This is a genomic window from Paenibacillus ferrarius, assembly GCF_002027705.1.
Classification (GTDB): domain Bacteria; phylum Bacillota; class Bacilli; order Paenibacillales; family NBRC-103111; genus Paenibacillus_E; species Paenibacillus_E ferrarius.
In genome coordinates this window covers 131,822-147,718 of sequence record NZ_MBTG01000011.1, presented here as the reverse complement: position 1 = coordinate 147,718, position 15,897 = coordinate 131,822, and the positions used below count along the sequence as shown (strand labels likewise).

General features: G+C 48.8%; 11 protein-coding genes. 3 read left to right on the top strand and 8 right to left on the bottom strand.

The features are described from left to right. Positions 1–41: 41 nt before the first annotated feature. The 5 genes from BC351_RS13055 to isdC form a co-directional block, all read right to left on the bottom strand. Positions 42–4,541 (bottom strand): NEAT domain-containing protein, encoded by a 4,500-nt coding sequence (locus tag BC351_RS13055; RefSeq protein WP_079412611.1) that lies wholly within the window; start codon positions 4,539–4,541, stop codon positions 42–44. Between the two features lie 121 nt (positions 4,542–4,662). Continuing rightward, on the bottom strand, positions 4,663–5,064 hold the full coding sequence (locus BC351_RS13050; RefSeq protein ID WP_079412609.1) for a hypothetical protein: 402 nt from the start codon (positions 5,062–5,064) through the stop codon (positions 4,663–4,665). Positions 5,065–5,484: 420 nt separating this feature from the next. After that, positions 5,485–6,468 carry a FecCD family ABC transporter permease gene (locus BC351_RS13045; RefSeq protein ID WP_079412607.1) on the bottom strand — a complete coding sequence of 328 codons (984 nt, stop codon included), beginning with the start codon at positions 6,466–6,468 and terminating at the stop codon, positions 5,485–5,487. Positions 6,469–6,515: 47 nt separating this feature from the next. After that, positions 6,516–7,436: a heme ABC transporter substrate-binding protein IsdE gene (gene isdE / locus BC351_RS13040; protein ID WP_079412605.1), complete on the bottom strand. Its 921-nt coding sequence runs from the start codon at positions 7,434–7,436 to the stop codon at positions 6,516–6,518. Between the two features lie 10 nt (positions 7,437–7,446). Further along, on the bottom strand, positions 7,447–9,264 hold the full coding sequence (gene isdC, locus BC351_RS13035; protein ID WP_079412603.1) for a heme uptake protein IsdC: 1,818 nt from the start codon (positions 9,262–9,264) through the stop codon (positions 7,447–7,449). 433 nt (positions 9,265–9,697) lie between these two features. Between isdC and BC351_RS13030 the strand changes: the two genes are divergently transcribed. The 3 genes from BC351_RS13030 to isdG are packed head-to-tail and all read left to right on the top strand — an operon-like array spanning position 9,698 to position 12,768. Then, complete coding sequence (locus BC351_RS13030) at positions 9,698–10,636, top strand: ABC transporter substrate-binding protein (RefSeq protein WP_079412709.1); 939 nt, start codon at positions 9,698–9,700, stop codon at positions 10,634–10,636. Positions 10,637–10,639: 3 nt separating this feature from the next. Beyond that, positions 10,640–11,638: a FecCD family ABC transporter permease gene (locus BC351_RS13025; RefSeq protein ID WP_079412601.1), complete on the top strand. Its 999-nt coding sequence runs from the start codon at positions 10,640–10,642 to the stop codon at positions 11,636–11,638. After that, complete coding sequence (isdG, locus tag BC351_RS43890) at positions 11,635–12,768, top strand: heme oxygenase (protein WP_079412599.1); 1,134 nt, start codon at positions 11,635–11,637, stop codon at positions 12,766–12,768. The genes BC351_RS13025 and isdG overlap by 4 nt, the downstream gene beginning before the upstream one ends. 67 nt (positions 12,769–12,835) lie before the next feature. On the opposite strand, the gene BC351_RS13015 is transcribed toward isdG, so the two are convergent. From BC351_RS13015 to BC351_RS13005, 3 genes are read right to left on the bottom strand one after another with little or no spacing between them, the layout of a single operon-like run. Beyond that, on the bottom strand, positions 12,836–13,771 hold the full coding sequence (locus BC351_RS13015) for a C40 family peptidase (RefSeq protein WP_079412597.1): 936 nt from the start codon (positions 13,769–13,771) through the stop codon (positions 12,836–12,838). After that, positions 13,768–14,874, bottom strand: a complete 1,107-nt coding sequence (locus BC351_RS13010) for a dipeptide epimerase (protein ID WP_079412595.1) — start codon at positions 14,872–14,874, stop codon at positions 13,768–13,770. Before BC351_RS13010 ends, BC351_RS13015 begins: the two co-directional genes overlap by 4 nt. Before the next feature lie 25 nt (positions 14,875–14,899). Beyond that, the gene (locus tag BC351_RS13005; protein WP_079412593.1) at positions 14,900–15,832 is read right to left on the bottom strand and encodes a S66 peptidase family protein; all 933 of its coding nucleotides are present in this window, start codon (positions 15,830–15,832) and stop codon (positions 14,900–14,902) included. Between the last annotated feature and the right edge of the window lie 65 nt (positions 15,833–15,897).

Here is a 15,897-nt window from a genome sequence, read left to right as displayed (position 1 = left end):
GATACCTTTTCAGTATCCCCGCTTCTGTTCAAGAAACCTTATTATTCATGATATAAAGCTAGAATTAACGAGACGGCTTCGGCACGTGTGGCACTTTCATTCGGTGCGAACACATTGTTGTCTCTCCCGCTGAGTATGCCCTGCTCATGAGCTGCCGCCACTTCAGCTTGCGCCCATGATGGAATGCTCTCCACATCTGCGAAGCTCGGCTTCGCGTTCGCATCCACTTTCAACTTGAGCGCCCGTGTTACGATCACAGCCAGTTCCGCACGGCTGATATCCCGGTCCGCCCGGAAGGTGCCGTCTTCATAACCGTTCATTATATCGGCCTTAATAATGGAAGTAAGCTGCGGCTTCACCCACGTCGGTATATCGGATGCATCCGTGAAGCTTAACGGCTCTTTGCCCGCTTCCAGCTTCAATACTCTGCTTAGCAGCACAGCAAACTCTGCGCGTGTAATCCGGTTGTCAGGACGGAAAGTTTGGTCTTCATATCCACTTACCAATCCCAGCTTAATGGCGCGCTCAATGAGCGCTTTGGCCCAATGTTTCTCAACATCGCTGAACACGTTGACAGCAACAACCGGCGGCTTAACCACGTCTACTTCCTTTGGCTGCTCTTTATATGGCTTAATGCTGAAACTGTCCCAGACGAATTCCACTTTGTAATCGCCTGAATATTGGCCTTGGGTCGTGATTTGCGCCATGACTTTGGAGTCGGTATCCGTTATCGGGAACTGCAACGTTTTTTCATTGTCTTTCGCGTTCGTCGATACGATCTCCGCTTCCGTCAAAGTTCCATTATTATCGATCTTCAGCGACTTCACTTCTTTGTTGGCCACCGTCACTTGCAAATAGCTCTTGCCATCTTTGACGACGAACTTCGCGGGATGTTTCATATAAACATCCACTTCTGCCTTTTTGGCAGAACCACGAACATTGAACGCGTACTCCAGCACATATTCACCAGCGGTATACCGAGTGGCCAGCGGTTTCTCACCAGCTCCTGGGGCGGCACCGCCTGCAATAGCTTTTAAACTCGATCTGTCAAAAGCCAGATGCACATCGTATTTATGCACATAATTCATAGCCGGCCAATTAACATCGATCCATCCATGAAGTTTCTCATCCAAATTGGTGACGTTGAATTTATACGTTCTGGTGTTGTTCTTCTCATCCGTTGAAGATACTTCCGGTGTAGACAAGCCACCGCCGTTGTCGATTTGGAAATCAGGAATTTCTTTACTGTTTTTAAGCGTAAACTCGAAAAACATCAAGCTGCGGCTTACCGTCAGTTTTCCTGGTATAACTACGTAATCCTGCATGACAGAAGTGGACGAAGCATTGTATTTCAGAAACTTATACGAAATACTATACGTTCCGTCCGAAATCCCGTGCACATTCACCGGTGTAACCGGCCCAGGTCCTCCCGTTCCGGGATTGACTTTCGTCGGCTCCAGTTCTGCAAAAGCGATTTCGAACACCCGATCCGTCTGATCGGCACCAACCAATGTCAGCAAATAATTAGTTGTGCGATCCACATCGAAGCTGAATGAAGATACGCTCAGAATCGCAACCTCGTTCTTCTGTTTAGCCGCAGCCGCAACTTGTGGAAGCACATCTTCCAGGGCGCCGTCAGCTTTTTTCTTTTGAATCTTTTTCAAGATTACTCCGTCTTTTAAATTAAATGTCGCTACCTGCTTGCCATCGCTCACCTTTAACTTGGTCTCGGATGACACATAGTTGCTGATAGGCGCACCGGTGCTGTCTTTAATCGCAGTCGGGAGTGTAATCAAATAGTCGGCTTCTTCAAGAACAATCGAAGCATGGAATACTTGAATCCCTTTTTGCAAGGATGAGACGGCTGCATCCACCGCCTGCTGGGAAGCAGTCGCACTTAAGGCCGAAGCTTTGGCTGCCTCGATGGCTGCCTGCAAAGCTGCTTTGGCCGTTGCAGGATATTTACCTGCCTCCGTTCCTTCAACAGCCGCATCAAACTTGCTTTGTGCCGAAGCAATAAGTGCGTTCAAGGCAGTTTTGTCCGTTGGGGACAGTTTCAAACGGATTTTATGGTCCATTTCGTAAGGCTGACCGTTAAAGCTCGTCGAAACGTGCACTTGTGCGTTTAACAGCGTTGTCAGGTCGGCCGTCTCGAATTGAACCACACGCGTATTCGCTGCCGTATCCGTGCTGATCACTTTGGTCTCTGTCAAAACGCCGTTCTGCTCGACTTTGAAGCTCGGGACGATCGTACTGTCTTTCAGCGTCAGCGTGACTTTAACCTTGCCGCTCCCCACGCTGTACTTGCCCGGCTTTGCGAAATATTTATCCATCGAAGAGAATTCATCTTTCGTCGCATGAAGGACACTGAAGTTCAGCTCATGCTGATCTTCGGGAATAACCGGCTTATCGAATGCCAGCTCCACTTCATATTCGTGATCATACACATTAATAGGCGGCGGGAGTATCCAATAAATTTTGACCCAGCCGTTCAAGCGAGCGCCAAGATCGCTGACTGGAAAACGAATCACGCGCGTATTCGCAGCCGTATCTTCGCTAATTTTGTCAGTTTCCACCAAAGCGCCTTTTCTCTCCGTCTTGAATGAGAGAATTTCTGCATTCTGCTTTAAGGTAAATGAGACGTATTGGTTACCGCCTTCCACATTCAGTTTCCCGCTGCTCGCCACGACGTAGTCGTACATGACCGACGGTTCGCTGGTTCCTTTTTTGTAAATATGGAAGCCGATCGGATAGACACCGTCAGCTAACGGTCCATCGCCTGGTCCTGGAACAGATATGACGGACGTTGCTTTAAAATCATCCAGCGCCTGTGCCAATCCTGAACTGGCTGCTTCTATTTGCGTCCGGGGTGCCGCCAAATTAGCCGTCGTTGCTTTGGCTGCAGCCAGCTTCGCTTGCAGTGCCGACTTGGCAGCCGCATAAGTCTGCTCGGCGTTAGGCAGCGCCACCGCTGAATCGACATACTTTTGGGTGTCGCCAACCACTTTGTTCAAGGCGTCGAGCTGATTGCCGTTGTAGCTGATATAAACTTCTTTCGTTATACCATTCAGCTTATAACGAAGATAAGAGCGGCCTTCCCATTTCGTATTGTCAACGGCTGCTCCGCGAACGAGCACTTGATATACGTTCTTTTGCGCATTGGAGCTTTTGGCAAGCAGCAGCGCCCGGTTGGCTTCATTCGCATAATCCAATCCATCTTTCATGAAGCCCGCGCCATTGTTCTGGCTCCATCCCTCAGGGGTAGACTGAACCACCTCGGAAGGCGCTGTTCCATTGAATGTGAGATTGGCTCTTACATATTCGCTGTTATTATCTCTTGGTTGAATGAGATCAGCCGTACCGGCAATCTCCGGAGCTTTCTGCGACGGTGCCGATGTCGGATTCAGCGAATCGAGGATGATCAGCTTAACCGGTTCGGAGACAACGTACTCATTGCTTGTATAACCTTTAAGCTGATTGATCGCTTTGGTCACATTAGCTGCTGTCGCGTAAACGTTCAACAGCACAGTTTGCGCTTTACCCAAATAAAGCTGTGTACTCTCTTTAGAGCCTTTGGTATATTCGCCTGGTGTGACAGGAGGATAGTTATAGCCCTCTTTACACTCCACGTATCCTGCTTCATGCATACTCGCCTGATCTTTCAGAGCCGTATGAACGAGCGAGCGGAGATCGCTTTTATCTACTTTCGAAACAACCTCGTACTGGAATGTGTTCAATGCCGCCGTAAGTGAAGTAAAAACGGCTTTCACCAGTTCAGGCGCCGTGCTCCCCATAGCGACAAAGTTATCCGCGAGCACAATGTTCGTATACAACGGCTGCTTGGAGCCTGCCGGATAATTTCCATAATCGGTTCCTTCGTACGTGCTTGCATAGACGGACTTGGAAACAGTAATCAAATCTTGCAGTTGGGGTAAGGTAATGGGCTGCTCTGCATAGACGCAATTCCCAGCGTTGTTATTGCCCGGCAAACCGCTTGTATCGATTTCCAGCTGAACGTTGTACCAGTTATCGTATACAAATCCGGGGGGGTACTCAGGATCATCTTTGATAACGACATGCATAAGCACATCCGGCTTCTTAACAATATCCTCCATTGGAATTGTCGTAGTCCAGTTGCCCGAACCGTCGGCAGAAGCCCGGACCGGGTAATTCTGATAACCGTCCAAACCTGTAATTTGCTGTGTATCAGGATTAATTACCGCCTTGGCGGAACCTGCTTTGCGAAAACCGATGTATTTGAAATAGCTGTAGTATTTTTGCGTAATTTGATGCTCGAACTTCAAGCTCCCGTCCTTCACAATGAGCTTGCCTGAGCCTGGTACGGACAAATAAATATTGGCAGCGGATGAATCGGTCGCCCCGTCTTTTAAATATCTGTAGGTAACTGCGTAATCGTTGTCCGGGATCGCACCAGCCGCCTTTGCCGTACCGGTATCGATAGACAAGGCAGATAGAAGCGAGGACAGGAACAAGGCTAGCGAAACCCATACGGCCATGATTTGTTTCAAATGGCTCTTCAACTTTATGTACACTCCTTCTTATTCGGTCTTGGAGCAAAGGCAAGCGCCAAAGCGAAAGCGATCAGGATGGATCACGTTTCACCTCGGCGCATTGACTTATCAGCGTCTCTTGGACACTGTATTATTTCCAGTGAATAGTAAGATTATATGTTTGCGAATGAGGTCCGGCATTTACGTAAAGCTGAGTATCAATATCTTCCGTTGGGTCGGAATTAGTGAAAGTGAATACCGAGTTGCCGCTGCTATTAATGGATTTGGACGCAGTAACGAATGTACCGGAACCGTTGTCCGCTTTCAAATCGCCATAGGTATTGCCTGTCAGAGTGACAGTAACCGTTGTTCCTGTTACGTCCGCGGAACCGACAATAAATCCGCTAACATGAGAGTTGTAAGGGGAAGTGGCACTCCCGTTGTAGTAGAATTCATAGGATTTGCTTGCGGCGAAAGCTGGAACTGCAAAAGCAAGAACGAGGACAAATACCAACATCATCATCGAGAAAGATTTTTTGATAGACAAATTCATTTAGAAACACTCCTTCATTATTTTTAATTTTTTATTTCTAACGGATTGATTTGGTGCAAAGCGGACTTTCAAACCTTTGAAGCAGCGCTGTTACGCAAGCCTCCTTTCTACCAAAGACTCGTGAACGCCACGAAAATATCCGATATGTGCAGATAATGATAATCATTATCAATCACGCTGTAAAAAAAAAGCTTCTGGGCTTCGACACGTTGATCAGGCCAATAATCTGTGTCTCTTCACGGTGAGCTTGCCGAAGATGTGTGCACCATCTATCGACAACCCTATCTTAGCTATGAGCCGCAAAATTTGTCAACCCTTTTTTTATCATTTTTTCTAAAAATTTCTTTTCGTCAAATGCAGCCTGCAATTCATTCCCACTGCAAACGCCTCCGCATAGGTTCATAAGCGAAGTTTGGCTGCTCAACGTCCATAAACGCGCTCGCTTTTCCTAAGCAAAAATATGAGAAATGGACCTCCGATAACGGTCATAATAATAGACGCAGGAATTTCTGCAGGTGCAAGAACCGTCCGGCCCAGCGTGTCCGCAGACAAAATAAGCAGAGCTCCGGCAAGCGCTGAGAACGGAATCAATATTTTATGATTGGAACCGACCAGCAAACGGGCAATATGAGGCACCAGCAACCCGACGAACACAATCAAGCCTCCGATGGCCGTAGCAACCGCTGCCAAGAGGACGGCAATCATTGAAATCAACAGACGTGCTCTGGATACATGGAGTCCCACGCTTTGGGCGGATTTATCCTGCAAACCCAGCACATTGCACCATGGACTCGTGAGCCAAGCCAGCAAGAGACCGATCAAACCGTAAATCAGCATGATCCGGACATCCCCCCAATTTTTCATCGTAAAGATCGAGGTTACAGCCTGATTTATGCTGGTTACGGCGTAGCTGCCCCGGTAGTTGAACGACTGCCCCAAGCCGCTGAAAGTGGCATTGATAGCAATGCCAACGAGTAGAATACGGATGGGATTCAAGCCCGATTTCCACGCAAAAGTATAAACGAGAAAACAAGCCAAAGCTCCCCCCACGCAGGCCAATAGCGGCATCCAGAAAAACAGATTGGGAAAGATCGAGATGACGAGAATGGAAACAAATCCTGCTCCCGAAGAAATGCCGATCACTCCGGCGTCCGCCAACGAACTGCGCATAACGGCTTGCAGCAGAACACCGGAGACGGCTAATGCCGCCCCAACAAGCGAAGATACTATGATCCGGGGCAGCCTCAAATCTCTGATGACTTCTACCTGCTTGTTTGTTCCTGTAAATAATCCCTGAATAAGTTCGATCCAGCTAACCTTAATGCTCCCCGTACAGGCCGAGTAAATAAAAACGGCAATGAGAAGAACAATAACGCCCCAGATACTCCATATTTTTTTATTCATCACAAGCAGCTTCCTTCACAAGTTGTTCGTACTCTTTCATGGTCTGTTTAAGGGAACAGCATCTTAACCGCAGCATCGAGAGCTTCTCCTACAGCCAGGTTCCCCGTCGTCGGAAATAACTCTTCCGGCAAATCATACACCCTATCGTTCTGCACCGCAGAAAAATGCTTCCAAATGTCATTCTTCTTGAATTCTTTTTCGAACATCTTCACGACTTCTTCCGGCATGCCGTGGGCTGCGCGCAGAATGACATCGGGATTGGACTTCTGCAAATATTCGGTGTTGGAAGCCAAGTACTCCACCTTTTCGCCTGCTACGATATTTTTGCCGCCTGCCAGCCTGACCAGATCGCCGATATAGGAATTTTCTGTCGCCACCAGATAACTCCCCGGGACACCCAGCAATATAAGCACTTTCGGCTGCTGCTTTCCTGCAATTTGCTTCTGGATTTGTTCAACCTTGGCGTTGTAGCCATCCACCAGTGCGGCAGCTTGCTTCTCTTTCCCAAACCTGCTGCCCATATCCAGAATGGCCTTATTCATCTGCTCCAGACTCGTAAAATCGAGAAAGCGGGCTGCGAGATTGGCGTTCTTAAAAACCGGAGCAAGATCGTATTCCAGCGTTGTCACCGACAACACATCTGTCGGCTCGAGCGACTTGACGATCTCCATATTCGGCGTCATCGGATTTCCGACTTTCGTTACACTGTCATAACGCTTGGGCAAAGTCTTAACACTCGTCGGAATCCCGACTAGATCGAGATCGAGGGCGTCCATGAACTGCGTAACCGCCACCGTTGTCGAGATGATTCGTGGAGACTTGCTCTCCGGCGGTACTGACGTCTGAGTCGCCGCACCGCCGGAACCGGTATCCGCCGTAAGATTCCTCGTCGCATCGTTGCCGGAACAGCCTGACGCCAGAACGGCTATCGCTATTACGGAAACATTCAACCATCTACTCGTGCGCATGCGAAAGGGATCACTCCTTACTCTTCTTTTGAATCAATTTCATTACGAGGCTAACGGCTTCAGCTCTTGTCGCGCTCGCCTCGGGAGCGAACTTGTTCTGATCACGTCCGCTAATTATGCCCGACTCTGAGGCGGCTGCGACTTCAGCCTGTGCCCATTGCGGTATGTTCGCTGCATCCGTAAATAACGGCTTCGCGTTAACATCTGTTTTTAATTGCAGCGCACGCACAACGATAACGGCTAATTCCGCACGTGTAATCGTGCGATCGGCACGAAAAGTCCCATCTTCGTAACCGCCAAGCAAACCGGATTCCGTGGCGGAGCTCAGGTCGGACTTTGCCCATTCCGGTATGTTCTGGCTATCGGTAAAACTTAGCGGCTTGGACGCCGCTTTAAGCTTCAAGGCCCGATTCAGGAGCACAGCAAACTCCGCACGGTTGATTTCACCATCAGGATGAAACGTGCCGTCTTCGTAACCGTTCACGATTTTAAGATTGACAGCTTGCTCCACAGCCGCTTTGGCCCAATGATTCGTCATATCTTTCAAGCCGGAAACAACCTTCTCATCCTGGACAGGCGCAGGCTGGGGTTCCCCCGGAATGGCTTTGAGCGTTGACGGATCCATAATCAGATCCACATCATACTCGTGGTCATAAAGGAATGTAGCACTGACCTGCCAATAAATTTTCACCCATCCCTGTACTTTGGCCTTCAGATCTGGGACTTCAAACTGCACGGTACGCGTATTCTTGAGCTCATCCATTGCGATGATTTCCGGTGACGACAGATTGCCGGTTGTTCCCAGCTTGATTGACGTAATCTCCTTGCTCTGTTTCAGCGTAATCTGCATAAGCATTTTGCCGTTCTTCACCAGCAGCTTGCCCGGGTTTATCACATAATCCTGCATGACGGAAACTTGTTCCGTATTGAACTTATGAAATTCGTAAGCCACGCTGTAGGTCCCGTCGGCAATCCCCTGAGGGTTCGTGGATACCGCTGAGACATGGGGTGCCTTGCTGCCCCCTGTGTCAGGTTCTAGCGCATAAACCGCCGGGTTTTGACCGGAGGCAAGCAAAGATACCATCAGCACCGACGCGCTTACCATGGTTTTGATTGGTTTTTTCAGACGCCGTTTGCCTCTTATCAAGTATATGATCGTTACACCGGATAAAAGGAATAAGCCGGCAAACATAGCGATTGGGGCATCATCACCGGTTTGCGGATTTACGACCGGCTTCTGCTGTCCGGTATTTACAGTCGTTTGGGTTATCCCGGAAGAAGGCTTGGCTAACGGGCTCGTACTTGTTGAACCTGCTGCTGCTGTGCTGCCCCCAGCTTCTTGCGCTTTCCCGGCCCCCTGGACGCCTCCCGTTGATTTAAGCGACTTAAGATCAAACAGAAACCGGATCGTGTAATCGTGATCATAGTCGATATCTGGTACAGTGACATGAATTTTGGCAAGCAGCGGTTTATTCAGATCCTCAATCTGGAAACGAGCTACGCGAGTATCCTCCGTTTTGTCGCTTTTAGCGACTTCCGCACTAGTAAAATCACTACCGATAGCGGTTTTGAAAATCGTGATCCACTTGCTGTGATTCATTTGAATTTCAGCCGTCACCGCCCCGTTCTTAACTTGCAAGACAGCAGGCTTTTCAAAATAGTCATTCGCCATTGAAGCTGAATCGTTCTCCGCTTTGGTGATCAGATAATCTATCTTGTAGGTGCCATCTGACAAATCGGATGCAGCAAGGATCTTCGCTGGACTAATTAGTTGCAGCAGCCCGAACAAGGCTATCGCAACAACGGGCAATACGAACTTTATCTTCATGGTTGGACATTTCCTCCTCTGAATGTTTCAACAAAAAAAGACAATGATTATCATTCTCAATTAACATTGAAAAAAAATGATGATTTCTCATCCTGTAACAATCCACTTTTCGTTATTTCCCCTTTCGATCCCTCCTTCGATTGGAAAATATGTATGTTTTACTGTTGAATTTTACCAATGCGTTGATAATAGCTCACTTTTTCGAAGGATGTCAACCTTATTTTGCGAAGATGTCTTACAAAGCGATTAAATCTCAATACAAATGAATGTCTCCGCCATCTGGTTATTTCTCCCAAAATAAGTATTGACAATGAGATTGATTCTCAATTAAAGTTGATGATGAGAATGAGAATCATTATCTTGATTTAATCAAGATTGGCTCTCGTATTAGCCCATTGTACTTTGTATGAATCACAGGAGAAGGAGCATCATGATGAAAAAGGCGTTTTTATGGCCCATGGCAGCACTTCTACTGCTGGCTGGATGCAGCCAACCCGCAGGTGAATCCATTGCGACGACGGCCTCGCAGACTGTGAGTGTGCAAGACTTTGCTGGAAGAAACATCTCCTTTTCCAAGGTCCCTCAACGCATCGCAGCGCTCAGCAACGGTGAATTGGATATCGTCTATGCCTTGGGCAGCGAAGTTGTCGGCAGACCAACATCCACCTCGCCCGTATGGGTGAAAGAAGCCGAAAAAGCCTTGCAGGTCGGGTCCGCCCACGGCATTGATTTGGAGAAGATCGCTCTCCTCAGCCCGGATGTTATCTTCGGCAACCAGCCGCTGAACAGCAAGGATATCCCTTCCCTCGAAGCTCTTGGCAGCAAAGTTGTCTTGTCTTCCGCCAATTCCATTGAAGACATTAAGAAACAAATCCAGCTTGTCGGCCAGGTTATACAGAAACAAGCGAAAGCTGCTGAACTAGTCAGCTTGCTTAACGAGAAGCTGCGATCCTATACACCCGATAGCGGCACTTCCAAACCGAGAGTACTGCTCGTTTACGGCGCCCCCGGGACCTATATGGCTGCGCTCAACAATTCATTAAGCGGGGACATTCTGACCAAAGCGGGCGGAGAAAATATTGCCGCCGATTATCCGAAGTTGGAAAGCTACCCGCAATACGCTCAGTTAAACACGGAGAAAATTGTGAAATCCAATCCCCAGCTTATTTTGCTGATGAGCCACACAAGCCCGGATCAAGTGAAGGAAGGCTTTATGAAAGAAATGTCGCAAAACAGCGCCTGGAGCTCCTTGGATGCCGTGAAGCAAAACCGGGTGGAAGTGCTTCCCGCCGACCTTTTCGGTTCCAATCCGGGCACGCGCGTAACCGAGTCGCTGGACATCCTGCATAAGCTCCTGCTTGCGGTGAAGTAGCCTATGAACTTGCAGCAGCGCAGCTTTCGCCGCAAATGGGGATATATTCTTGCTCCCTTTCTCCTGCTTGCCGTTACGTTCTATGGCTTGACCAGCGGTTCTGTCCCTCTTACACTCCATGACATCTGGCAGGTATTCACCTCTGCCGGCGAGCCGCTTCATCATAAAATCGTGATGAACCTACGGCTTCCCAGGGTTCTGATCGGGCTGTTGGTCGGTGCCTGCTTGGCAGCCTCGGGCGCTCTTCTGCAAGGCGTTATGAGAAATCCGTTGGCTGATCCCGGCATCATCGGCGTATCCGCCGGCGGCGGACTGGCGGCCATTCTATCGATGATCGTGTTTCCACAGCTCAGTTTCCTTCTGCCGGTATTAGCTTTTGCCGGTTCTTTCGTTACTTCGGTTTGCATCTATTTCCTGGCTTGGAGCAAAGGTTCTTCACCGCTCAAAATTGTGCTGGCCGGCGTCGCCATCAATGCCTTGATCGGTGCTGCGACCAATGGATTCATGGTCATTTACAGCGAAAGAGTGCAAGCTGTCCTCCCGTGGCTCTCCGGAGGACTCAGCGGCAGAAGCTGGTATCACTTATCGTTCATGGCGCCTTATGCTCTGGCAGGGCTGGTTCTGACCCTTTTTGCAATCAAACCCGCCAATCTGCTCATGCTGGGAGAGCATACGTCCAAACTTCTCGGGCAGAAAGTCGAGCTGCAGCGCTTCCTCCTGATTCTGCTCGCCTCCTTATTGGCGGGAGCCGCCGTCAGCGTCGCCGGTTTGGTCGGCTTTGTCGGACTGGTGGTCCCGCACGCCGTACGGCTGCTGGTCGGAGATGATTACCGCTTTCTATTGCCGTTATCCATTGCCGGCGGAGCCGTACTCGTCGTCTTTGCCGACACCATAGCGCGCTCCGCTTTCGATCCGATCGAGCTTCCTGTCGGTATTTTGCTGGCAGCGTTAGGTGCGCCATTCTTTTTATACTTGCTCAAGAAAAGGAGGATGACAGGATGAGCGCTATCGAAACGAACCACATCGAGCTGAGCCTGGGATCCTTTGGTCTGCACGACCTGTCTGTTTCGTTCCCGCCTGGCGTCATGACTGCCATCGTCGGCCCGAACGGTTCGGGCAAGTCAACGCTGCTGAGCATCATCGCCCGATTGCAGCAGCCCGACGGAGGCAGCGTCAGCGTGTCTGGACGACCGGTCGAATCCTATAGTGCCTCTCAGTTCGCCCAAACCTTAGCTATGCTGATCCAGTCCAAAGATCAGCTTCCCGAACTAACTGTCCGAGAACTCGTTGCTTATGGACGCTCGCCCTACAAACGGATATTTGACCGTCTGAGTGCAGATGATCATGAAACTGTAAACTGGGCGCTGCAAATGACGGGTACTGCCAGACACAGTGACCGGATGTTTCATACTTTATCAGGAGGTGAGCAGCAAAAAGTACGCATTGCCATGGCCTTAGCCCAAAAAACGTCGATTCTCCTGCTGGATGAGCCGACGACTTACCTCGATATTGCCCATCAGCTGGAAGTGATGGATATGCTGCAGGCCATCAACCAGGAGTATCGACTCACGATTGTCATGGTGCTTCACGATCTACAGCAAGCAGCCGCATACTGTCATCATATGATTGCCATGAAGCGCGGCCAAGTCGTTGCGTCTGGTCAACCAAAGACATTATTGACAGACCAGTTTTTACAGGACGTATATCACATTGAGGCCAAGGTCAGATTCGAAGAAGACTATCCTGTCATTATCCCAATGAAGGCTACATACAAACCCAAGGAGGATTTATCTATGATTATTGTAACGAACACTTCGCACATCACCAAAGGCGAGGCGCATAAACTGATTGAGCGCTTTGATAAAATCGGTAAAGTCGAATATATGGAAGGTTTTCTCGGTCTGGAGGTTCACTTGACGGAAAACATCAAAGAATATGATGAAGTGAGTGTTGTAACCCGTTGGCAGTCCAAAGAAGATTTCAACGCGTGGACCAAAAGCGAGGCTTTCCGTGAATCTCATGCCCATCGAGGGACACCTTCGTATATCATCTCGAACAAAATATCTTTCTATGATGTGAAAATTGTTCGCCAGCCTCTTAAAGCGGAAGATGCGTCGGCGTCCGCGAGTTAATACTTTCTTTGCGCAAATAAATATTGGAGTTAAGCCGCTGCTTGCGGCTTAACTTTTTGCTTTTCAATTACTTCCAATACCTTCTAGATACGCAATGCTCTTTGGCCAGGTTAAATGTGCTCAAGTCAACAATTTCAATGCTTTTTATAGTTTCAGGGGAATGTATCATTTGATTGTCTCCGGCGTAAATCCCAACATGGTGAATAGCTCCCTTCCCTTCTTCATGAGCGAAGAAAAGCAAATCCCCCGGTTCCAGCTGTTCCTTGTCAACGAAAGTTCCCTCCTTCGCTTGGTCAGAGGCATCTCTTGGAATCAAAATGCCGACATATCTGTGCATGGCATAAGCAAAACCGGAGCAGTCATAGCCAAAAGAGGACATTCCTCCCCATAGATAGGGCAGGTCGAGGAACCTCCTCCCTTGCTCCACGATCCCCCGTCCAATGTGGACTTCTCCATCTTGGGGAGCTATCGGACCATCAATCAAGCGAATGTCATTCGCCTTGAGATACCCCTCCCCCTCCGGAGTTTGCACTTTCACCCATGCTTCCGTTTCCCCTAGCACAGGAAGCGAGGTCAAATAGCTCAGCTCGATCAACCGTTCGGTCGAATTCTTATACAACCAAGCTTTATCGGAGATCACTTCTGCTCTCTTCGTGTCGACAAGGGCTTTCACCTCGCCAACTAATTGGCAGCTAGGTACCCAGCCTGGATAACCTAAAGCATCTTTGCGTGTTCCCTGCTGCGGGATAAGCACCTTGCTCCAACTTTTGCCTTCTTTCGCCACTTCTTCAACTTCAAGAACGCAAGTACCATAAAGAATCTGAGTTTGCACCCGGTTCTCCAGACATAGATCCAGCTTATCTTCAAGCGTCATATGCCCCAGCCATTCTCTTATTTCGGCTGGATATTTGAGTGCAAGCTCATCCATAGGCCTTGGAGATTCCGGCTTCGTCCATACCGTTGCGACAGAAACAGCGACCATCTTTCGTTTGGGTATGCTCATGATCCCACTACACTTTGGTGGCTGTGGATCACGTCCACAATACCAAGTCCCGCCGCTTTGGGGAAGGTCATGATCCTTCCGTCATACTGCACGCCTCCAACCACGATATCTTGAAGCATCATGAGTGGCGCATCGAAATCGCAGCGCGTAATATTTTTCTTGCTGGCAGCAAGATGAGCTGCAGCTGTTACAGCCACGCGGGATTCAATCATACTGCCCACCATGCACTCGACACCGAATTCTTCCGCGATGTGATTAATGATCTGTGCTTTGTATATACCGCCAGATTTCATCAATTTGATATTAATCAGATCAGCTGCGCGGTTTTTCAGAACCTCAAAGGCTTGAATGGGAGAAAACACACTCTCATCCGCCATAATGGGAGTTTCCACGTGATCTGTAACCATTTTCAATCCTTCGATATCCCCGGCTTTCACAGGCTGCTCAACCAGTTCAATGTCAAGCCCTAAATCCTCCATACGGCGGATCGTGCGAATGGCATCCTTCACCTGCCATCCTTGATTCGCATCGATGCGAATTTTCACGCCGCTGCCTACGCATCTGCGGATTTCCTGAATTCTTTCGATATCCTCTTGGAGATTATCCTTACCCACTTTAATTTTCAGTACATTAAAGCCTTCTTGTACATAACGAATCGCGTCTTCTCCCATTTCCTTCGGCGAATTCACGCTGACCGTGAAATCCGTTTCAATCTGATCCTTATATCCTCCTAGGAACTGGTACAACGGGAGACCACAGTTCTGTGCGACAAGATCGTAGACAGCCATATCCACTGCCGCTTTCGCACTGCTGCTCCCGATCATCGATTGATGAATCTCGTGCAGAATGCGTTCGTAAGCCAGCAAGCTTTTACCAATTAAAATGGGTGTGAACGTATTTACGATAGCTGAATGGATACTATCCAGACTGTCACCTGTGATGACGATGGTCGCCGGAGCTTCTCCCCAACCAACTCTGCCGTCGTTCGTCTGAATCCGCACAATAATAGATTCCGTTTTGTAGACAGTACGCAGCGCTGTTTTAAAAGGTTTTATGAGTGGAGTCGACTGCCGCATGACTTCAACACTTTGAATAATATTCATATTTACTGCCTCCTGAGCTGTAAGCTTATGCCTCTACACCGGGTTCCATACATGCCAGCACCTTCTCGTAAGTGCTCATTCGTGCTCTTAACCCCATTGGAATCGCAATATTCGGAGAACAATGACCGATTTTAAATCCAGAGAGTGTCGGCTTCCCTGCGGAAACGATGTGATCGTTAAAAATCTCTTCCAAAGTCAGCGACACTTTACGTTTATTCGGCACGCAATTATTAAAATCACCGATCAGGATTCCAGCCGCGTCGGCCAATTTCCCAGCGAGCTTAAGTTGATTTAACATTCGATCCAATCTATATGGCTCTTCGTCGATATCTTCAATAAAAAGCAGTTTCCCCCTCGTATCCAGCTCATAAGGCGTTCCAAGCGTACTTACGATCAAAGAGAGGTTCCCTCCAACAATAGGTCCAAAAGCTTCCCCTTCCACTAACGTTTGCAGTGGGGAAATCGCTTCTGTGTAACGCAGTACGGAAGGATGAAGGAGCGTTTCATAATTTTGAACCGTTAGCGGGTGCACCTCATCTTTTCCCAGATCAATCAACATAGGACCATGAAAAGTAACTAAACCCGCAAATCGTGAGATCGCTGCATGCAGAAAGGTAATATCGCTATAACCCCAGAAAATTTTCGGATTCGCGCGAATAAGCTCGTAGTCCAGAAGATCTGCTATTCTCCCTGTACCGTAACCGCCGCGCGCACATATGATAGCTTTAATGGCAGGATCGGCGAACATGGCGTTCAACTCCCCAGCCCGCGCCTCATCCGTTCCCGCAAGATAGCCGTACTGCATGGATAAAGTCTCTCCCAGCCGAACGTGCAGGCCTATCTTCTCCAAGTAGAGTGAAGCCGCTTTCACCTGCTCCTTGTCTACCCAACTTGCCGGAGCCGTAATAGCCACCGTATCGCCAGGGCTTAACCGCCGAGGTTTAATAAGCTCTGCCATAATTGAATTTCTCCTCTCCCGCATGTAAAAAAGGGAGAGGCACCCCTGACAGGTGCATCCCTTCA